General features: G+C 70.5%; 20 protein-coding genes. 1 reads left to right on the top strand and 19 read right to left on the bottom strand.

Features of this window, described 5'->3' with window-relative positions:
• Nucleotides 1-14: 14 nt before the first annotated feature.
• The 14 genes from OF852_RS01555 to OF852_RS01490 form a co-directional block, all read right to left on the bottom strand.
• Entirely contained in the window at nucleotides 15-989 is a 975-nt protein-coding gene (locus OF852_RS01555) for a hypothetical protein (RefSeq protein WP_271120059.1), read from the bottom strand.
• 40 nt (nucleotides 990-1,029) lie between these two features.
• On the bottom strand, nucleotides 1,030-1,776 hold the full coding sequence (locus OF852_RS01550; protein WP_271120058.1) for a YaaA family protein: 747 nt from the start codon (nucleotides 1,774-1,776) through the stop codon (nucleotides 1,030-1,032).
• A gap of 1 nt (nucleotide 1,777) precedes the next feature.
• Nucleotides 1,778-2,302, bottom strand: coding sequence for an AAA family ATPase (locus OF852_RS01545; protein ID WP_271120057.1), 525 nt, complete (start codon nucleotides 2,300-2,302; stop codon nucleotides 1,778-1,780).
• Between the two features lie 13 nt (nucleotides 2,303-2,315).
• On the bottom strand, nucleotides 2,316-2,576 hold the full coding sequence (locus OF852_RS01540) for a F0F1 ATP synthase subunit epsilon (RefSeq protein ID WP_271120056.1): 261 nt from the start codon (nucleotides 2,574-2,576) through the stop codon (nucleotides 2,316-2,318).
• A gap of 2 nt (nucleotides 2,577-2,578) precedes the next feature.
• The gene (atpD, locus tag OF852_RS01535; protein WP_271120055.1) at nucleotides 2,579-4,039 is read right to left on the bottom strand and encodes a F0F1 ATP synthase subunit beta; all 1,461 of its coding nucleotides are present in this window, start codon (nucleotides 4,037-4,039) and stop codon (nucleotides 2,579-2,581) included.
• A 23-nt stretch (nucleotides 4,040-4,062) separates the two neighbouring features.
• Nucleotides 4,063-4,959 carry a F0F1 ATP synthase subunit gamma gene (locus OF852_RS01530; protein ID WP_271120054.1) on the bottom strand — a complete coding sequence of 299 codons (897 nt, stop codon included), beginning with the start codon at nucleotides 4,957-4,959 and terminating at the stop codon, nucleotides 4,063-4,065.
• Nucleotides 4,960-5,006: 47 nt separating this feature from the next.
• Nucleotides 5,007-6,644 carry a F0F1 ATP synthase subunit alpha gene (atpA, locus tag OF852_RS01525; protein ID WP_271120053.1) on the bottom strand — a complete coding sequence of 546 codons (1,638 nt, stop codon included), beginning with the start codon at nucleotides 6,642-6,644 and terminating at the stop codon, nucleotides 5,007-5,009.
• A gap of 28 nt (nucleotides 6,645-6,672) precedes the next feature.
• Nucleotides 6,673-7,458 (bottom strand): F0F1 ATP synthase subunit delta, encoded by a 786-nt coding sequence (locus OF852_RS01520; protein ID WP_271120052.1) that lies wholly within the window; start codon nucleotides 7,456-7,458, stop codon nucleotides 6,673-6,675.
• Complete coding sequence (locus OF852_RS01515) at nucleotides 7,458-8,024, bottom strand: F0F1 ATP synthase subunit B (protein ID WP_271120051.1); 567 nt, start codon at nucleotides 8,022-8,024, stop codon at nucleotides 7,458-7,460. Before OF852_RS01515 ends, OF852_RS01520 begins: the two co-directional genes overlap by 1 nt.
• Before the next feature lie 23 nt (nucleotides 8,025-8,047).
• Nucleotides 8,048-8,272 (bottom strand): ATP synthase F0 subunit C, encoded by a 225-nt coding sequence (atpE, locus tag OF852_RS01510; RefSeq protein WP_271120050.1) that lies wholly within the window; start codon nucleotides 8,270-8,272, stop codon nucleotides 8,048-8,050.
• A gap of 54 nt (nucleotides 8,273-8,326) precedes the next feature.
• Nucleotides 8,327-9,148, bottom strand: coding sequence for a F0F1 ATP synthase subunit A (gene atpB, locus OF852_RS01505; RefSeq protein ID WP_271120049.1), 822 nt, complete (start codon nucleotides 9,146-9,148; stop codon nucleotides 8,327-8,329).
• Nucleotides 9,149-9,274: 126 nt separating this feature from the next.
• Nucleotides 9,275-9,715 (bottom strand): hypothetical protein, encoded by a 441-nt coding sequence (locus OF852_RS01500; RefSeq protein WP_271120048.1) that lies wholly within the window; start codon nucleotides 9,713-9,715, stop codon nucleotides 9,275-9,277.
• Complete coding sequence (locus OF852_RS01495; RefSeq protein ID WP_442908654.1) at nucleotides 9,712-11,016, bottom strand: glycosyltransferase family 4 protein; 1,305 nt, start codon at nucleotides 11,014-11,016, stop codon at nucleotides 9,712-9,714. The genes OF852_RS01500 and OF852_RS01495 overlap by 4 nt, the downstream gene beginning before the upstream one ends.
• Nucleotides 11,013-11,690 carry an L-threonylcarbamoyladenylate synthase gene (locus OF852_RS01490; protein WP_271120046.1) on the bottom strand — a complete coding sequence of 226 codons (678 nt, stop codon included), beginning with the start codon at nucleotides 11,688-11,690 and terminating at the stop codon, nucleotides 11,013-11,015. The genes OF852_RS01495 and OF852_RS01490 overlap by 4 nt, the downstream gene beginning before the upstream one ends.
• A 64-nt stretch (nucleotides 11,691-11,754) precedes the next feature.
• On the opposite strand from OF852_RS01490, the gene OF852_RS01485 reads away from it, so the two are divergent.
• On the top strand, nucleotides 11,755-12,369 hold the full coding sequence (locus OF852_RS01485) for an HAD-IA family hydrolase (protein ID WP_271120045.1): 615 nt from the start codon (nucleotides 11,755-11,757) through the stop codon (nucleotides 12,367-12,369).
• 164 nt (nucleotides 12,370-12,533) lie between these two features.
• Here the strand turns inward: OF852_RS01485 and prmC are convergent, their stop codons facing one another.
• From prmC to thrC, 5 genes are all read right to left on the bottom strand, one after another.
• On the bottom strand, nucleotides 12,534-13,412 hold the full coding sequence (gene prmC / locus OF852_RS01480) for a peptide chain release factor N(5)-glutamine methyltransferase (RefSeq protein ID WP_442908653.1): 879 nt from the start codon (nucleotides 13,410-13,412) through the stop codon (nucleotides 12,534-12,536).
• A 5-nt stretch (nucleotides 13,413-13,417) separates the two neighbouring features.
• Nucleotides 13,418-14,503 (bottom strand): peptide chain release factor 1, encoded by a 1,086-nt coding sequence (gene prfA / locus OF852_RS01475; RefSeq protein WP_271120044.1) that lies wholly within the window; start codon nucleotides 14,501-14,503, stop codon nucleotides 13,418-13,420.
• A gap of 2 nt (nucleotides 14,504-14,505) precedes the next feature.
• Nucleotides 14,506-16,548, bottom strand: a complete 2,043-nt coding sequence (gene rho / locus OF852_RS01470) for a transcription termination factor Rho (protein ID WP_442908638.1) — start codon at nucleotides 16,546-16,548, stop codon at nucleotides 14,506-14,508.
• 239 nt (nucleotides 16,549-16,787) lie between these two features.
• Complete coding sequence (gene thrB, locus OF852_RS01465) at nucleotides 16,788-17,726, bottom strand: homoserine kinase (RefSeq protein WP_271120043.1); 939 nt, start codon at nucleotides 17,724-17,726, stop codon at nucleotides 16,788-16,790.
• Nucleotides 17,723-18,802, bottom strand: a complete 1,080-nt coding sequence (thrC, locus tag OF852_RS01460; RefSeq protein WP_271120042.1) for a threonine synthase — start codon at nucleotides 18,800-18,802, stop codon at nucleotides 17,723-17,725. The genes thrB and thrC overlap by 4 nt, the downstream gene beginning before the upstream one ends.
• Nucleotides 18,803-18,805: the final 3 nt, after the last annotated feature.

The raw sequence follows: 18,805 nt of genomic DNA, 5'->3' as shown, positions 1-18,805 counted from the left end.
CAAGCGCCCAGCAGTCAATCGCGTCTCGCCAGCAGCGCCATCAGCTCGTGCATGTACGCGGGACTCGCCGGCATGTCGTCGGTAGATCGTCCGTCTTTCGAGGGAGGGTCACCAAGTACACGACGGGCAAACACGTCGTAGATGGAGTTGCGAGCCGACACGTCAGTCACCGGCTCGATGAATGCCGGGAACGACTGCAATTGCACTTGAACACCCTTCGCCCAGTTGAACTGGGCACGATGTTGGCTCGCCTGCCTAGCCAAATAGGCACCGAGACCGCCAATTCCTCCGAGGATCGCGATCCTCAGAATCAAGCCGGACCAGTCATCCGATCCTGGTGCAGGCATCAGCGCTGCGATCGCGATTGCGACACCGAACATTGCGAGAGCGGCACCGCGGAACCAGTTTGAAGCCAGTCGCTCATCTGACGCGTAGCTCTCGAAGTACGTTGAAAGGTTCGCTGTTCCGATAATGCCTGCCGAATCTCGTGCCGCATCTGCAGAAGTCTCCAGCTGCGCCGTGATCTCTCTCGCCCTCTCTTCCGCGGCCGCTAGCCCGCGTTCGTAGGACAATCGCGCGCGCTCAAGCGCGATCTGATCTTTGACCTGAGAGACCCTTGCGAAGACGTAATCTGCGATCTTGGACGCTTCGAATTCGAAATCGTCGGCGGCATACACGCCCGGATCGAGTCGAAACTGGCTCGCTACTGTCTCAAGCGATTCCAGCGCCCCAACGGCCGCATCGAGTATTGAGCTCTCAGTCGAATCTACGAGGAGGGTAGGAAGCCGATCGAAGAAGCCTTCGAGCTCTTGCCGCAGTGAACTAGTCCAGAGCGCAGGCCCATCGACAGCACCCATAACTGTGGCGAGCGTCTCTTCGATCGCCTGTCGTGCGATAGGAGCCAACTCGTCGTTGCGGCGATCGAACGCGTCTGTCGCCATGGAAATGAGGTCCCGCACTCGGCGAGCAAGATGATCATCTGTTGGCATGGAATCGACAATAGATGAGCGGTGCGACTCCTTTAGATACTCACACGACGAGGTCGAGCTCGCCCGGCGCCCCGGTCTCGAGACGCCAGCCGCTGCGCGCGGCCCAGGCGAGCAGCCCGGCGACATCCTCGTGGACCTCGCCGGATTCGACGATGGCGCGCGCGAAGCGCCCCTTCGCCTGCTTGTTGAAGTGGTTGAGCGCCCGCTTCCGGCCGCCGGCGTCCTCGCTCACGACGCGGAGGAAGACGGCATCCGGGCGCCGCGGCAACGGGCCGAGCGCGGCGTACCCCTCGGAGCGCGCATCGATGATCAGCCCCGGGTGGGCGGCGAGCAGCTCGCCCGTCCGCTCGCGCCAGATGCCCTTGAGCGTGCGTCCTGGCAGCCGCGAGTCGTGCGACAGCCGATAGCTCGGGATCGGATCGAGCGCACCGAGGAGGCCGAACAGGGCCGAGTGCACCGCGACATGACGCGCGGCGAACTCGCGCTGCGCCGCCGTCAGACGACCCGCCTCGAGCGCGTCGAACAGGACCCCGTCGAAGCGATCGAGCGCCGGGAGCACGGGCGAGGAGCGGACGACCCGGTTCTTCGCCGCCTCGGGTGCCCCCTTCGGGCCGAGCTTCAGCGCCGCCGCCGCCGTCTCGAGATTCGTCGAGAGCGCGCGGAGTTCGGCGAGGGCCGCCCGGCGGGCGGACGCCAACTGCGGGAAGGAGAGCGCGTCGAGATCGAGGGCGGTGCCCTCCGGCCCGCCCTCCCGCTTCGTCTCCGAGGGCGGCAGCAGGAGCAGCACGTCAGCTGGCCAGGAAGGCGATCGCCTGATCGACGTTCTCGCCGAGCGCGCGGCTGGAGTCGAGCGTGATGCGCGGGACCGCCGCGCTCAGCCCGGACCAGTCCTGCCATTCGTCGAGCGCCTGCTCGACGAGGTGCCAGCCCGGCTCGCGCAGCTGCGGGTTCGTGCGGGTGCGCGTCTCGAGCCGCTCACGGTGGAGCTCCTCGTCGCTGCAGACCACCTCGATGAAGCGCAGGGGCACCGACTGGCGCTCTGCGAGGCCGAGCCACTGCTCGCGCGCCGGCTCGACCGCGTTCACGGCATCCACGATCACGCCCGGCCCGCTGCTCGCGAGCACGGACTCCGCGAGGGTCTCCGCCACGAGGTAGGCGGCGAGCCCGGTCGGCTGGTCGGAGTCGATCCCGGCGCGCAGGATCGAGGACTCGATCGGGTCGACCGAGACGACCGGCATGCCGAGGCGGTTGCCGACGACCTCGCTGATCGTGCTCTTGCCGGAGCCGGGCAGACCCGCGAAGACGACGAGCATCGCTCTGCGGAGCTCAGACGAGCTCGGCCGCGCCCGCGACGATCGTGACGACGTCGTTGTCGACCGAGAGGAAGCCGTCATCCGCCTTGGCGGTGACGACCTGGCCCTCGGCCGTGGTGACGCGCACCTCGCCCTCGGCGAGGATCGCCAGGACGGGCTCGTGCCCGGCCAGGATGCCGATCTCGCCCTCGGTCGTGCGGGCGATGATCTGCCTCGCCGCGCCCGACCACACCTCGTGGTCGGCCGCGACGACGCTCACCTGGAGCTCGGCCATGATCAGCCGTTCTCCTTCTGGATCTGAGCCCACTTCTCCTCGACGTCGGTGATCGGGCCGACGTTGAAGAACGCCTGCTCCGCGACGTGGTCGAAGTCGCCCTTGACGATCGCGTCGAAGGACTCGATCGTGTCGGCGAGCGGGACGGTGGAGCCCTCGACGCCGGTGAACTTCTTCGCCATGTAGGTGTTCTGCGAGAGGAACTGCTGGATCCGGCGCGCGCGCGACACCGTGATCTTGTCCTCCTCGGAGAGCTCGTCGACACCGAGGATCGCGATGATCTCCTGCAGCTCCTTGTTCTTCTGGAGGATCTGCTTGACCGAGGTCGCGACACGGTAGTGGTCCTCGCCCAGGTAGCGGGGGTCCATGATCCGCGAGGAGGAGGTCAGCGGGTCGATCGCCGGGTAGAGGCCCTTCGAGGCGATCTCTCGCGAGAGCTCCGTCGTGGCGTCGAGGTGCGCGAAGGTCGTCGCCGGCGCCGGGTCGGTGTAGTCGTCCGCGGGGACGTAGATCGCCTGCAGCGAGGTGATCGAGTGGCCGCGCGTCGAGGTGATGCGCTCCTGGAGGATGCCCATCTCGTCGGCGAGGTTCGGCTGGTAGCCCACCGCCGACGGCATGCGGCCGAGCAGCGTCGACACCTCCGAGCCCGCCTGCGTGAAGCGGAAGATGTTGTCGATGAAGAGGAGCACGTCCTGCTTCTGCACGTCGCGGAAGTACTCCGCCATGGTCAGCGCGGAGAGCGCGACCCGGAGGCGCGTGCCCGGCGGCTCGTCCATCTGGCCGAAGACGAGGGCGGTCTTGTCGAAGACGCCCGCCTCCTCCATCTCGCCGATGAGGTCGTTGCCCTCACGGGTGCGCTCGCCCACACCGGCGAACACCGAGACGCCGCCGTGGTCCTGCGCGACACGCTGGATCATCTCCTGGATGAGGACCGTCTTGCCGACGCCCGCACCGCCGAAGAGGCCGATCTTGCCGCCCTGCACGTAGGGGGTGAGGAGGTCGATCGACTTGATGCCGGTCTCGAAGAGCGCGGTCTTCGACTCGAGCTGGTCGAATGCCGGGGGCTTGCGGTGGATCGGCCAGCGCTCGGTGATCTCGAGCTGCTCGCCCGGCTCGGCGTTGAGGACCTCGCCGGTCACGTCGAAGACCTTGCCCTTGGTCACGTCGCCGACGGGCACCGAGATCGCGGCACCGGTGTCGCGGACCTCCTGACCGCGGACGATGCCGTCCGTCGGCTTCAGCGCGATCGCGCGGATGACGTCGTCGCCGAGGTGCTGGGCGACCTCGAGCGTGATCTCGGTCGACGTGTCGCCGATCGTGATCGTGGTCTTGAGGGCGTTGTAGACCTCGGGGATGGCGTCGTGAGGGAACTCGATGTCGACGACCGGGCCGGTGACGCGGGAGACGCGTCCCACGCCGGCGGCGGAGTCCGTCGAGGCGGGCTTCTTCGCGGTGGCAACCATTGTTCTGTCTTCTCTCGTGTGGGTTACTTCGAGCTGAGGGCGTCGGCGCCGCCCACGATCTCGGAGATCTGCTGCGTGATCTCGGCCTGGCGCGCGTTGTTCGCCAGCCGGGTGTAGTCGCGGATGAGGCCGTCGGCGTTGTCGCTCGCGGCCTTCATCGCCTTCTGGGTGGCCGCGTGCTTCGCCGCCGCCGACTGGAGCATGGCGTTGAAGATGCGGCTCTCGATGTAGACGGGCAGGAGCGAGTCCAGCACGCGGTCGGCATCCGGCTCGAACTCGTAGAGCGGGAGGATGTCCTTCGCCCCGGGCTCGTCCATGCCCTCCACGACCTCGAGCGGGAGCAGGCGGACCGTCTCCGGCGTCTGCGTCAGCATCGAGACGAAGCGGTTGTAGACGACGTGGATCTCGTCCACCCCGCCCTCCGCCGTCGGCTGGACGAACTTGTCCACGATGGCCTGGCCGATCTCGCGGGCCGTCTCGAACTCGGGGCTGTCGGTGCCGCCGACCCACTGCTGCTCGGACTCGCGGCGGCGGAACTGGAAGTACTGCACCGCCTTGCGGCCGATCAGGTAGTGGACGACCTCCTTGCCCTCCCCCTCGAGCCGGGCCCGGAGCTCGCCCGCCTCGCGGATGACCTGCGAGTTGAACGCGCCCGCGAGGCCGCGGTCGGAGGTGAAGAGGACGATGGCCGCACGCGTCGGCTTCTCGGCCTCCGTCGTGAGGATGTGGTCGACGTTCGAGTAGGTCGCGACCGCGGACACCGCGCGGGTGACGGCGCGCGCGTACGGCGTGGACGCCTTGACGCGCTGCTGCGCCTTCTGGATGCGCGACGCCGAGATCAGCTCCATGGCACGGGTGATCTTCTTGGTCGTCTGGGCAGAGCGGATCTTCTGCCGGTAGACCCGAAGCTGGGCTCCCATGTCGTCACTTCCTTCTGGATCGGGCTGGTCGGATGGTCACGCGGCGCCTAGCGGCGCGACTTGACGATCTTCTCCTGGTTGATGTCCTCGAGCGGCATCTCGTCGACCTGCTCGGTGCCGGGCGCGTCGAGCGCGCGGCCCTCGCCGGTCTGGAAGCCCTTCTTGAAGTCCTCGACCGCGGACTGGAGCTTCGCGACGGTGTCGTCGTCGAGGACGTTCGTGTCGCGGAGCGTCGAGAGGATGTCGGTGTTGCGGTTCAGCTCATCGAGCAGCTCGCGCTCGAAGCGGAGCACGTCCTCAACCGGGACCTCGTCGAGGTGGCCGTTCGTGCCGGCCCAGATCGAGACGACCTGCTCCTCGACGGGGTACGGCGAGTACTGCGGCTGGCGGAGCAGCTCGGTGAGGCGGGCGCCTCGGGCGAGCTGACGGCGCGAGGCCGCGTCGAGGTCGGAGGCGAACATCGCGAAGGCCTCGAGCGAGCGGTACTGGGCGAGCTCGAGCTTGAGCGTGCCGGAGACCTTCTTGATGCTCTTCACCTGCGCGTCGCCGCCGACGCGTGACACCGAGATGCCGACGTCCACCGCGGGACGCTGGTTCGCGTTGAACAGGTCCGACTGGAGGAAGATCTGGCCGTCGGTGATCGAGATCACGTTGGTCGGGATATACGCCGAGACGTCGTTCGCCTTGGTCTCGATGATCGGGAGGCCGGTCATCGAGCCCGCGCCGAGCTCGTCGGAGAGCTTCGCGCAGCGCTCGAGCAGGCGGGAGTGCAGGTAGAAGACATCGCCCGGGTAGGCCTCGCGCCCCGGCGGGCGGCGGAGGAGGAGGGACACGGCGCGGTACGCCTCGGCCTGCTTCGACAGGTCGTCGAAGATGACGAGGACGTGCTTGCCGCCGTACATCCAGTGCTGGCCGATGGCCGAGCCGGTGTAGGGGGCGAGGTACTTGAAGCCCGCGGGGTCGGAGGCGGGCGCCGCGACGATGGTGGTGTACTCCATCGCGCCGGCGTCCTCGAGCGCGCCCTTGACGGAGGCGATCGTGGAGCCCTTCTGGCCGATGGCGACGTAGATGCAGCGGACCTGCTTCTCGGGGTCGCCCGAATCCCAGTTGGCCTTCTGGTTGATGATCGTGTCGATCGCGATCGCGGTCTTGCCGGTCTGGCGGTCGCCGATGATGAGCTGACGCTGGCCGCGGCCGACGGGGATCATGGCGTCGATCGCCTTGATGCCGGTCTGGAGCGGCTCGTGGACCGACTTGCGCGCCATGACGCCGGGAGCCTGGAGCTCGAGCGCGCGACGCGCCTCGCCCGTGATCTCGCCGAGGCCGTCGATGGCCTGGCCGAGCGGGTCGACGACGCGGCCGAGGAACTCGTCGCCGACGGGGACCGAGAGGACCTCGCCCGTGCGGGTGACGGGCTGGCCCTCCTGGATGCCGGTGAACTCGCCCAGGACGATGACGCCGATCTCGTTCTCATCGAGGTTCAGCGCGAGGCCGAGCGTGCCGTCCTCGAACTTGATGAGCTCGTTCGCCATGACGCCGGGGAGGCCCTCGACGTGGGCGATGCCGTCCGCCGCGTCCACGACGGTGCCGACCTCGGTGGTGGCCGCCGCGGAGGGCGTGTAGCTCTTCGCGAAGTCCTTCAGGGCATCGCGGATCTCGTCCGGGCTGATGCTGATGTCAGTCATTGCGTTCCTATCTGTGCGCCTGGCCGGGTCAGCCGGCGAGCTGAATTCTGAGGTCCTGCAGCCGCGCCGAGACGCTGCCGTCGATGACGTCGTCGCCGACCTGCACCCGGAGGCCGCCGAGGATGGCGGGGTCGATCACGAGGTTGATCCGCGGGGTGCGGCCGTACTGGGCCGCGAGCGCCGCCGTGAGCTTCTTGAGCTGCGCGGCGGAGGGGGCGGAGGCGGCGGTCACCGTCGCGACGATCGCGTCGCCCGAGTCGGCGACGATGCGCGCGGCCTGGGCGACGAGGGCGCCGATGCGGCGGCCGCGCGGGCTCTGGACGAGGTGCCGCACGATCGCGGTGGTCGAGGCCGAGGCCCGCCCGCCGAGGAGACGCTCGACGAGCGCCACCTTGCCGGCGGGGTCGCTCAGCTTCGCGCCGACCGCGAGCTCGAGCTCCGCGTCGCTCGCGACCGCGGCCCCGAAGGCGAACAGCTCGCCCACGATGTCGTCCCTCGACGCCATCGCGACCGCGCGGATGCCGATCTCCTCGATGCCGTCCACGAGCTCGGCCGCGCTGGACCAGCGCACACCGGCCAGGGTGCCGAGGAGCTTCGTCGCGGGCGCATCGAAGGAGCCGAAGACGCGGCCGATGATGGCCGTCTTGTCGGACTCCGGCACCGCGGGGTCGGCCAGGAGCGCCCGCAGCTGCGCGGAGCCGTCGACGGCGCGCCCGGCGGCGAGCAGCTGCTCGCCGGTCTCGAGCTTCACGCCGCGCGTGGACGCGAGGGCGGACTTGGCCGCCTGGAGCGCCTGCCTGGTCGCGGATCCCACTACTTGCCCGCCTTCGCCTTCTCAGCCGACTCGAGGTCCGCGAGGAAGCGGTCCACGAGGGCGGTCGACTTCTTGTCGTCGCTCAGCGCCTCGCCGACGACGCCCGAGGCGAGGTCGAGCGCGAGGGAGCCGACCTCGGACCGCAGCGAGACGAGCGCGGCCGCGCGCTCGGCGTCGATCTGCGCCTGGGCGCTCGTCGTGACGCGCTGCGCCTCGACGGTCGCCTGCTCCTTCGCCTCGGCGACGATCTTCTGCCCGTCGACGCGGGCCTGCTCGCGGATGCGGGCGGCCTCGGCACGGGCGTCGGCGAGCTGCTTGTTGTACTCGTCGAGCGCCGCGGCGGCCTCGGCCTGCGCGTTCTCGGCCCGCTTGATCCCGCCCTCGATGACATCGGCGCGCTCGTCGAGCATCTTGTTCAGGCGCGGGAGCACCCGGACGAGGAAGAACACCAGGATGATCGCGAACGCGACCGCCGACCAGATGATGTCGTAGTCGGCCGGGATGAGCGGGTTGATCTGCTCACCCTCTTCGGCCGCGACGACCGCGGTCTGGAATGCGTACAGCATTCCGCCTCCTTACGACGTGGTGCTTACGGGAAGGGGATGAAGCCGACGGCGATCGCGATGAACGCGAGCGCCTCGGTGAAGGCGATGCCGAGGAACATGAGGCCGGTGAGGCGGCCCTGGAGCTCCGGCTGACGGGCGACCGACTCGACGGTCTTGCCGACGACGATGCCGACGCCGATGGCCGGGCCGATGGTGGCCACGCCGAAGGCGAGCGGAGCGAGGTGACCGGTGATCTCAGCGAGGTTCACTGTGTTTCCTTCCAGAGGGGGTTGGGATCCGAGGCGGGGTGCCTGGACGTGTTCTCAGTGCTCTTCAGCCAGCGCGAGCTGGATGTAGACGGCGGTGAGCAGGGTGAAGACGTAGGCCTGGAGCACGGCGACGAGCAGCTCGAAGAGCGTGAACGCGAAGCCGAAGGCGAAGGTTCCGATGCTGAACAGCCCGAAGAAGCCGCCTGCGGTGAAGAGGAAGAAGTGCGTCGCCGAGAAGCAGAGCACGAGCAGCATGTGGCCCGCGACCATGTTCATGAGAAGACGGATGGCGAGCGTGACCGGGCGGAGGATGAAGGTCGAGATGAACTCGATCGGGGTGACGATGAAGTACAGATACCACGGGACGCCGCTCGGGAAGAGCGAGTTCTTGAGGAACGAGCCCGGGTGCTTGCGCAGCCCCGCGTAGATGAAGAGCACGTAGGAGACGAGCGCGAGCACGAGCGGCAGGCCGATGACCGAGGACCCCGCGATGTTGAGGCCCGGGACGATGCCGGTGACGTTCATGCCGACGATGAAGAAGAACATCGCCATGAGAACCGGCATGAAGCGCTTGCCGTCCTTCTCGCCGAGCGTCTCGATGATGATGTTGTTCCGCACGAAGCCGAACAGGAACTCGTTGATGACCTGGCCGCGCTTGGGCACGAGCGACATCTTGCGCGTCGCGATGAAGAGCCAGATGAGGAGCAGCGCGACGACGAGCAGGCGGATCAGCATGATCCGGTTGAGCTCGAAGGGCGTGCCCTCGAAGGCGATCACGGGAGGGAAGAACTCCTCCAGCGAGGGACCGTGGAACTCCCCGTCACCGCCGGCGGCGATCGGGAGCACGCCGGCCAGGGCCGCGGGGGCGGATGACACGAGGGTGAGAGCGTTGAGTAGCAGCGCGTTCTCCTGAATCGGGGCGCGGCGACGCGCGGCGATCGACTGGGGAATGTGTACCCAACCCTATCAGTAGGAGACAGGGGTCGGGGACCAGAGGACCGCTCAGTCGAGCGGCTTCTCGGGCTCCTGCGCATCGCTCACGTAGGGCACGCGGGCACGCTGGAAGGCGAGCACGTCGACGACGAGAGAGCCGAGCACGGCCACGACGACCGTCACGAAGAAGACGTAGGGGTCGAGCCAGGCCTGGCCGCGGAGCCAGATCGTGAGCACGAGGAAGAGCACGAGCTTGAGGAGCCACGCGCCGAGCACGATGCCGAAGAAGAGCGGGCTGCCGGGATCCCCCGCCGTGACCCGCGCGGCGATGAGGATGCTCGCGGCCGTGAGCCCGAGGAACAGGGCGACCGCACCGGCCGCGATGAGCGCGGCCGCCAGCCCCGGCATCCCCGCGACGAGGAAGCCGACGATCGAGCCCAGCACGGCGACGGCGCCCGCGAGGATGCCGCCGTAGCGGAGGGCGAGGGTCAGGATGGGGGCGGCGCTCACTCGGCGTCCTCCTCGGTGCTGCGGCGCGAGATCGCGCCGGTCGTGATCGGTCCGGTGGCGATCCGCTCGAGGACCGCGTCCGCCTCCGCCTCGGAGGGGGCGGCGTCCTCGGGCTCCTCGGCCGCCGCGGCATCCAGCGGATCGAAGCGGGCGAGGGAGGCGTCGGTGCGCTCGGAGCCCGCGGCCTGGACCGCGGCCTCGACGGCCTTGCGGCGACTGAGCGGCGACAGCGTCACGATCGTGCAGACCACGAGGCCGGCGCTCGTGACCGTGACGGCCCACCACCAGTCGGTGAAGAGGAACAGCAGGCAGCCGACGCTCGCGGCCGCCGTCCAGGCGTAGAAGATCAGGACCGCGTGGAAGTGCGAGTGCCCCATGTCGAGCAGGCGGTGGTGGAGGTGCTTGCGGTCGGCGCTGAAGGGCGACTTCCCGGCGCTGAGACGCCGGATCACGGCGAGGCTGAAGTCGAGCAGCGGCACGACGAGCACCGCGAAGGGCAGCAGGATCGGGATGAACGCCGGCAGCAGCAGCTCGGCCTGCGCGACCCGGTCCGGGTCGATCTGCCCCGTGACGGCGACCGTCGAGGCGGCCATGAGCAGGCCTGTCAGCAGCGCCCCCGCATCCCCCATGAACAGCTTCGCCCGGTGCCAGTTGAGCGGCAGGAAGCCCAGGCACGCGCCGATGAGGATCGCGGTGATGAGCTGCGCGAGGTTGAAGTAGTCGCTCTGCTCCGTCTGCCCGTAGGAGATCGTGTAGCTGTAGATGAAGAACACGCCGTTCGCGATGATCGCGACCCCCGCGACGAGCCCGTCGAGCCCGTCGATGAAGTTCACGGCGTTCATCACGAGGACCACGATCACGACGGTGAGCAGCAGCGAGATGATCGGCGACGGCAGCGCGCGCACGCCGGGCAGCGGCACCGAGATGATCTGGATCCCCTGCCACGCCATGAGGCCGGCCGCGATGAGCTGGCCCGCGAGCTTCGTGAGCCAGTCGAGATCCCAGATGTCGTCGGCCGCGCCGATGAGCACGATGAGGAGGGCGGCGCCGAGGAGGCCGAGGATCTTGCCGGGCTCCGAGAACACGATCGAGAAGCTCGGGAGCTGCGAGGCGACCGCGAAGGCGGCGATCACGCCGAAGAACATCGCCACCCCGCCCAGCCGCGGCGTCGGGCGGGAGTGGACGTCGCGCTCGCGGATCTTCGGGTAGAGCCGGAACCGCACGCTCAGCCGCCAGATGAGGAGCGCGAGCGAGAAGGTGACCCCGGCCGCGATGAGCGCGACGAGGCCGTAGAAGACTATGCGCACCGATCGGCTCCGACCACGCGGATGATGTCCTCGTCGGCGATGACGCCGTGCCGCAGGATCCGCAGCTTCCCCGCCGGATACTCGAGCGCCGTCGCGTCGACGATCGTCGAGCCGGCGCGCGCGAGCTCGTGGTCGGCGTCGCCGATGAGGCCGGCCTCGAGGTACACGGCGACCGAGTCGCCGAGCATCGCCTCCGCCTCCGCCGCGGTCAGGGCGGCGGGCTCCCCCGTGCGGTTCGCGCTCGAGACCGCGAGCGGGCCCGTGTCGGCGAGGAGCTCGAGGGCGAGCGGCTCGTCCGGCATGCGGAGGGCGACCGTGCCGCGGGTCTCCCCCAGATCCCAGTCGAGCATGGGACGCGAGCGGAGGATGATCGTGAGCCCGCCCGGCCAGAACTCCTCGACGAGGGCGTGCACCTCGGTCGGCACCGGATCCGCGAGGGCGCCGAGCTGCTCGACGCCGGGCACGAGCACGGGCGGCGGGGCGGTGCGATCGCGGCCCTTCGCATCCAGGAGGCGCTGGACCGCCTCGGGCTGGAAGGCATCCGCCGCGACCCCGTAGACCGTGTCGGTCGGGATGACCGCCAGCTCGCCGCGCGCGATCGCCTGCCGCGCGAGGCGCATGCCCGAGAGGAGCGCCGCCGGGTCCGAGCTGTCGAAGAGGGGAGCCATGTCGGCTCCCATGCTAGTTGCCCGGTCGGGCGGAACCTGCGCGATGGGCGAGGATGGAGCCATCATGCTCCTCTTCGTCTTCGACATGGACGACGTCCTCTACGACTACGACTGGCGGCACCGGATGTCGGGCCTCAGCGCTCTGACCGGTCACGACCTCGGCGAGCTGCGCTCCCGCTGGTGGACGCGGGAGGGCGAACTCGCCGCCGAGGCGGGCGGCTTCGCCGACGGCGACGCCTACCTCGCCGCCTTCAATCGAGCGCTCGGCACGGGCTTCGAGCGCGCCGACTGGGTCGCCAACCGCGGCGGCGCGATGCGGCCGCGGGCGGAGGCGGTCGAGGCCGTCGCGCGCGCCGCGGAGCTCGGGCAGGTCACGCTGCTCACGAACAACGGCCCGCTCGCCGACGAGCACCTCCACGAGCTCGCCCCCGAGCTCGTGCCCGTGATCGGCCGCGAGCACCTGCGGGCGACGAGCCGCTACGGCGCGCGGAAGCCGGACCCGCGCGTCTTCGAGCGCGTGCTCGACGCCTACGGCGCGCCCGCCGCGAGCACCTTCTTCGCCGACGACCTCATCGCGAACACCGAGTCGGCCGCATCCCTCGGGATCTCCGTGCACACGGTCCGCGGGCCGGGAACGCTGCGCGCCGCCGTCGAGGCCTTCGCGGCCTCCGCCGGCTGACGACCGGACGCGTCTCGAGGCGCGTGCGACGGCGTCGCGCGCTCCCCGACGGGCGGCGAGCTGTGCCGATCCTCGGAGATCCGGCGCGATCTGCACCCGGGGAACGGGATTCGACGGGATTCTCCGAGAATCGGCACGCCTCCTCCTCGACGAGCGGGAGCGACCTAGCGGGAGGCCGTGGTCACGCGATCGCGGCCGAGGAGATCGCGGTGGGTCGCGGTCGCGCGCCAGCCGTCCGCCTCGAGGATCGCGCGGATCTCGGCGCCCTGCGGCTCGCCGTGCTCGATCACGAGCGCTCCGCCCGGACGCGCGAGCGCGTGGGCTCGGACCGACAGCGCGCGCACGACGTCCAGCCCGTCCGCGCCGCCGTAGAGCGCCGTCTCCGGGTCGTGGAGGCGGACCTCGGGGTCGCGCGGGATCGCCGCCGCGGGGATGTAGGGCGGGTTGGAGACGACGACGTCCACCTGGCCGTCGAGCTCCGGGAGCGCCCGCGCCAGATCGTCGAAGACGAGGCGGAGGTTCTCGGCGCCCTGCTCGCGCGCGTTCTGCTTCGCCCAGACGAAGGCGGCCGTCTGGTTCTCGACCGCGATGACGCGCGCGTGCGGCGCCTCGGTCGCGAGCGCCAGGGCGATCGCACCGCTGCCGGTGCCGAGGTCGACCGCGAGCGGGGAGGGCGACGGCACCGCGAGGAGCGCGTCGAGCGCGATCTGCGCCGTGAGCTCCGTCTCGGGCCGCGGGACGAAGACACCCGGGCCGACCGAGAGCTCCAGGTGGCGGAAGGGGGCGCGCCCGGTGATGTGCTGCAGCGGCTCCCGCGACGCGCGCCGCTCGACGGCCTCGATCGCCTGGAAGGCCTGCTCGGCGTCCACGGGCGCGTCGACGAGCGCCTTCGCCTGCACCTGGCCGCGGCTCAGGCCGAGCACGTGCGCGAGCAGCAGCTCCGCATCCACCTCCGGCGCGCCGATGCCGGCCGCGCCGAGCACCCGCACGGCGTGGGCGCGGAGGCCGGCGACCGTGCGGAGCGCGTCGAGCTGGCCGGTCACGACGCTCACGAGCCGGACTCGTCGCCGAGCTCCGCCAGTCTGGCCTCCTCGTCGGCCTGGATGCAGGATTCGATGACGGGCTGGAGGGCGCCGTTCATGACCGCGTCGAGGTTGTAGGCCTTGTAGCCGGTGCGGTGGTCGGCGATGCGGTTCTCGGGGAAGTTGTACGTGCGGATGCGCTCGGAGCGGTCCATGGTGCGGATCTGGCTCCGGCGCGCGTCCGAGGCGGCGGCCGCGAGCTCCTCCTGCTGGCGCGCGAGGATGCGTGCGCGGAGCACCCGCATCCCCGCCTCGCGGTTCTGCAGCTGCGACTTCTCGTTCTGCATCGACACGACGATGCCGGTCGGGAGGTGCGTGATGCGCACCGCCGAGTCCGTCGTGTTGACGCTCTGGCCGCCAGGGCCGGAGGAGCGGTAGACGTCGATCTTGAGGTCGTTCTGGTCGATCACGACCTCCTCGGGCTCATCCACCTCGGGGAAGACGAGCACGCCCGTCGTCGAGGTGTGGATGCGGCCCTGCGACTCCGTCGCCGGAACGCGCTGCACGCGGTGCACGCCGCCCTCGTACTTCAGGGTCGCCCAGACGCCCTGCGCCGGGTCGCTCGCGTTCGACTTGATCGCGACCTGCACGTCCTTGTAGCCGCCGAGGTCGGACTCGGTGCGCTCGAGGAGCTCCGTCTTCCAGCCCCGCGACTCGGCGTAGTGCGTGTACATGCGGAGCAGGTCGGCCGCGAAGAGCGCCGACTCCTCGCCGCCCTCACCGCCCTTGATCTCCATGATCACGTCGCGGCCGTCATCGGGATCGCGCGGGATGAGGAGGCGCCGGAGCTTCTCCTGCGAGGACTCGAGGGCCTCCTCGAGACCGGGCACCTCGGCGGCGAAGGCCTCGTCCTCCTTCGCGAGCTCGCGCGCCGCCTCGAGGTCCTCCCCCGCCTGCGTCCACGCGGCGTGCGCATGCGCGATGCGGCTGAGCTCCGCGTAGCGGCGGTTGACCCGCTTCGCCCGCCCGGCATCCGCGTGGATGGCCGGGTCGGCGAGCTGCTGCTCGAGCTCCCTGTGCTCGGCCAGCAGCCCGGCGACCGACTCGAACATGCCTACTCCTTGTGGCCGGCGTGGTGGCCCGAGCCGCCGTTGCCGTTGCCGCCCTGCGGCAGCGCCTTCTGGATCTGGACGAGGAACTCGGTGTTCGAGCCCGTCTCCTTGAGCTTCGAGAGCACCGACTCCAGCTGCTGCTGGAGCTCGAGGCCCGCGAGCGCGCGGCGGAGGCGCCAGGTGATCTTGACCTCGTCGTTCGAGAGGAGCTCCTCCTCGCGACGCGTCGAGGACGCGTAGATGTCGACCGCGGGGAAGATCCGCTTGTCGGCGAGCGCGCGCGAGAGGCGGAGCTCCATGTTGCCGGTGCCCTTGAACTCCTCGAAGATCACCTCGTCCATCTTCGAGCCGGTCTCGACGAGCGCCGTCGCCAGGATCGTCAGCGAGCCGCCGCCCTCGATGTTGCGCGCCGCGCCGAAGAAGCGCTTCGGCGGGTAGAGCGCCGAGGCGTCGACGCCGCCCGAGAGGATGCGGCCGGAGGCCGGCGAGGCGAGGTTGTACGCGCGGCCGAGGCGCGTGATCGAGTCGAGGAGCACGACGACGTCCTCGCCGAGCTCGACGAGGCGCTTGGCGCGCTCGATCGCGAGCTCCGCGAGCGTCGTGTGGTCCTCGGCGGGGCGGTCGAAGGTCGAGGCGATGACCTCGCCCTTCACCGAGCGCTGCATGTCGGTGACCTCCTCGGGACGCTCGTCCACGAGGACCACCATGATGTGCGCCTCCGGGTTGTTGATCGAGATGGCCTTCGCGATCGCCTGGAGGATGAGGGTCTTGCCGGCCTTCGGCGGCGCGACGATGAGACCGCGCTGGCCCTTGCCGATGGGCGCGATGAGGTCGATGATCCGCGTCGAGAGCTTCTCGGGCGTGGTCTCGAGGCGGAGGCGCTCGTTGGGGTAGATCGGCGTGAGGTCGCCGAACTGCACCCGGTTCGCGAGCTGCTCGACGGGGAGGCTGTTGACCGAGTCGATCTTCACGAGCGCGTTGAACTTCTGGCGGCCGCCCTGGCTGTCGCCCTCGCGCGGCTGGCGGATGGCGCCGATGACGGCGTCGCCCTTCTGCAGGTGGTACTTCTTCACCTGGCCGAGCGAGACGTAGACGTCGTTCGGACCGGGCAGGTAGCCGGAGGTCCGCACGAAGGCGTAGTTGTCGAGGACGTCGAGGATGCCCGCGATGGGGATGAGGACGTCGTCGTCGCTGAGCTCCGGCTCGATCTCGTCGTTCTGGGCGCCGCGGCCGCGCTTGCGGTCCCGGTTGCGGCTGCGGCGTCCCTCGCCGGCCTGCTCGTCGTCGTCGGAGCGGAGGCCGCCGCCCTGGTTCTGCTGGCCGTTCTGGTTCTGCTGGCCGCCCTGCTGCTGGCCGTTCTGGCCCTGCTGCTGGTTCTGCTGGCCGCCCTTGCCGCGGTTGCGGCGGTTGCGCGAGCGTCCGGAGCCGCCCTCCTGCTGACCCTCGGAGCCCTCGCCCTGGGCGGGCTGCTCCTCGGAGCCGGCCTCGGCCTCCGCCTCGGGCTCGGTGCCGGTCTGGGCGCCGGCGGCGTGCTCGGAGGCGGCGCGGCGCGAGCCGCGCGAGCGGCGCGAGCCCTGCTTGGGCGCCTCGGCCTCGGCCGGCGCGTCCTCGGACTCGGACGCGGAGGCGGTCCCGGTCTCGGGCGCCGCGGCGGGCGCGGAGGCGACGCGGCCGGAGGCCTGCGCGGCGGCGGCCTCCTCGGCGATCTGCGCGGCGAGGGCCGCGGTCTCGCCGGTGGAGGCGCTGACGCGGCGCGAGGCGCGACGCGGCGCCTTCGCGGGCGCGGACTCGACGACGGGAGCCGCCTCGACCGGCGCGGCCACGGCCTCCGCCTCGATCAGCGCGGGCGCGGCGGCCGGCGCCGGCTCGACGGCGGGCGCCGCCTCGACGGGCGCGTCGCCCGCCGTGAGGGCTGCCACGAGGTCGCCCTTGCGGAGCTTCGCGGCCCCGGGGATGCCGCGCTCGGCGGCGAGGGCCTGGAGCTCGGCGAGCTTCATGCGCCCGAGCTGCGTCGCCGTCGGCGCAGGGGTGGTGGAGTCAGTCACGATGGTGGTGTCCTTTCGGCCCGGGCAGAGAACATCCGGGATATGGCAGGCGCGGGTTGCGGAGACTTGCCGCTTGGCGGGGTTCCGCGGTTCGGCGCCCGGGCTCTCGACGCGAGCCGGGTCGTGACGACCCGATGTGTCGCAGAGCACTGAACCGATGGAGAGCCGCGACCAGATGGTCGAGGCCCGAGGAGAGCATCGGCGGTTCCGCTGCCCGCCGCTCGAGTTCTCGGGTGCGGCTAGGCGACGGCGTCGGCCGAATGCGGTACCACTGTAGCACCGCGGAAGTCGACCGCCAGCATGAGCGAGCGCCACGGCGAGGCGGCGTGCTCGGCGACGAGCTCCGCCGCGCGCAGCCGCTGGGCGGGGTCGCTCCCGAGGACGAGGATCGACGGTCCCGCGCCCGAGACGACCGCGGCGAGGCCCTCCTGCCGGAGCACCTGGATCAGCGCGTCCGTCTCCGGCATGGCGCTGGCGCGGTAGCTCTGGTGGAGCTTGTCCTCGGTGGCCGCGTGGAGCAGCTCGGGGCTCTGGATGAGGGCCGCGATGAGCAGGGCCGAGCGCGAGACGTTGAAGATCGCGTCCTCGTGGGGCACGGACGCCGGCTGGAGGCTGCGCGCGAGCGCCGTCGACATGGTGCTGGACTCGGGCACCGCCACGTAGGGCGAGACGCCGCGGTGCACGATGAGCTTCTTGTGCTGCGGGCCGTCCGGCGTCATCCATGCGATCGTGAGCCCGCCGAAGAGCGCCGGCGCGACGTTGTCGGGGTGCCCCTCGAGCGCGGTCGCGAGTCGGAGGAGGCCCTGGGCGTCGATGTCGACGACGCCCTCGAGGAGCCCCTTCGCGGCCATGATCCCGGAGACGATCGCGGCGCCCGAGGAGCCCATGCCGCGGCCGTGCGGGATGCCGTTGTGGGCGACGATGCGCAGGCCCGGCAGCTCCTGGCCGTAGGCGTCGAAGGCGTAGGCGATCGACCGGACGACGAGGTTCGACTCGTCGGTCGGGACCTCGCCCTCCCCCACCCCGTGCACCTCGACGTGCGCGCCGGGCTCGGCGACCGCGGTCACGACGAGCTCGTCGTAGACCGCGAGCGCGAGGCCGAGCGTGTCGAAGCCGGGGCCGAGGTTCGCGGTGGTCGCGGGGACCTTGACGGCGACGGAGCGGCCGATGAGGCTCATGCGCCGCCGCCGAGTCCGAGGACCTCGGCGATCGCCTTGGTGTCGACCGGCACGACCGTGGGGGCGACATCCGCGCCGTCGGGGCCGCGGAGCGCCCACTGCGGGTCCTTGAGGCCGTGGCCCGTGACCGTCAGGACGACCGTCGCGCCCTTCGGGATCGCGCCCGCCTCGGCGCGCTCGAGGAGGCCGGCGACGCTGATCGCGGAGGCGGGCTCGACGAAGATGCCGACCTCGGCGGAGAGGATGCGGTGGGCCTCGAGGATCTTCTCGTCGGAGATCGCGCCGAAGTATCCGTCGCTGTCCTCGCGGGCGGCGAGCGCGAGCTCCCAGGAGGCCGGGTTGCCGATGCGGATCGCGGTCGCGATGGTGTCGGGGTCGCGGACGACCTCGCCGCGGACGAAGGGCGCGCTGCCCTCGGCCTGGAAGCCGAACATGCGGGGCAGACGGGTCGTCGCCCCCCGATCGAGGTCCTCGCGGTAGCCGCGGTGGTAGGCCGTGTAGTTGCCGGCGTTGCCGACCGGGATGAAGTGGAAGTCGGGGGCGTCGCCCAGCACCTCGACGACCTCGAACGCGGCGGTCTTCTGCCCCTCGATGCGGTCGTTGTTGACCGAGTTCACGAGGTGCACGGGGTACTTCGCGGCGAGATCGCGCGCGATGTCCAGGCAGTCGTCGAAGTTGCCCTGCACCTGGAGGAGCTCGGCGCCGTGCGCGATCGCCTGCGCGAGCTTGCCCATCGCGATGCGCCCCTCGGGCACGAGGACGGCGGCCGTGATCCCCGCGTGCGTCGCGTAGGCGGCGGCCGAGGCGGAGGTGTTGCCGGTCGAGGCGCAGATGACCGCCTTCGCGCCGTGCTCGACCCCCTTCGTGACGGCCATCGTCATGCCGCGGTCCTTGAAGGATCCCGTCGGGTTCATGCCCTCGAACTTCACCCACACGCGTGCGCCGGTGCGCGCCTCGAGCGCGGGAGCCGGGATGAGCGGGGTGCCGCCCTCGCCGAGCGTCACGATCGGGGTCGCGTCGCTCACGTCGAGACGGTCGGCGTACTCGCGGACGACGCCGCGCCACTGCTGGGCCATTGC

Source organism: Homoserinibacter sp. YIM 151385 (assembly GCF_027912415.1).
Classification (GTDB): Bacteria; Actinomycetota; Actinomycetes; order Actinomycetales; family Microbacteriaceae; genus Schumannella.
This window is presented reverse-complemented; position numbering and strand designations above follow the sequence as displayed.

What these genes read in the sequence shown, in the direction of transcription:
- OF852_RS01555 (WP_271120059.1), bottom strand. Translation starts at nt 989, where the DNA reads ATGCCAACAGATGATCATCTTGCTCGCCGAGTGCGGGACCTCATTTCC.
- OF852_RS01545 (WP_271120057.1), bottom strand. Translation starts at nt 2,302, where the DNA reads ATGCTCGTCGTCTTCGCGGGTCTGCCCGGCTCCGGCAAGAGCACGATC.
- OF852_RS01540 (WP_271120056.1), bottom strand. Translation starts at nt 2,576, where the DNA reads ATGGCCGAGCTCCAGGTGAGCGTCGTCGCGGCCGACCACGAGGTGTGG.
- atpD (WP_271120055.1), bottom strand. Translation starts at nt 4,039, where the DNA reads ATGGTTGCCACCGCGAAGAAGCCCGCCTCGACGGACTCCGCCGCCGGC.
- OF852_RS01530 (WP_271120054.1), bottom strand. Translation starts at nt 4,959, where the DNA reads ATGGGAGCCCAGCTTCGGGTCTACCGGCAGAAGATCCGCTCTGCCCAG.
- atpA (WP_271120053.1), bottom strand. Translation starts at nt 6,644, where the DNA reads ATGACTGACATCAGCATCAGCCCGGACGAGATCCGCGATGCCCTGAAG.
- OF852_RS01515 (WP_271120051.1), bottom strand. Translation starts at nt 8,024, where the DNA reads ATGCTGTACGCATTCCAGACCGCGGTCGTCGCGGCCGAAGAGGGTGAG.
- OF852_RS01490 (WP_271120046.1), bottom strand. Translation starts at nt 11,690, where the DNA reads ATGGCTCCCCTCTTCGACAGCTCGGACCCGGCGGCGCTCCTCTCGGGC.
- OF852_RS01485 (WP_271120045.1), top strand. Translation starts at nt 11,755, where the DNA reads ATGCTCCTCTTCGTCTTCGACATGGACGACGTCCTCTACGACTACGAC.
- prfA (WP_271120044.1), bottom strand. Translation starts at nt 14,503, where the DNA reads ATGTTCGAGTCGGTCGCCGGGCTGCTGGCCGAGCACAGGGAGCTCGAG.
- thrB (WP_271120043.1), bottom strand. Translation starts at nt 17,726, where the DNA reads ATGAGCCTCATCGGCCGCTCCGTCGCCGTCAAGGTCCCCGCGACCACC.
- thrC (WP_271120042.1), bottom strand. Translation starts at nt 18,802, where the DNA reads ATGGCCCAGCAGTGGCGCGGCGTCGTCCGCGAGTACGCCGACCGTCTC.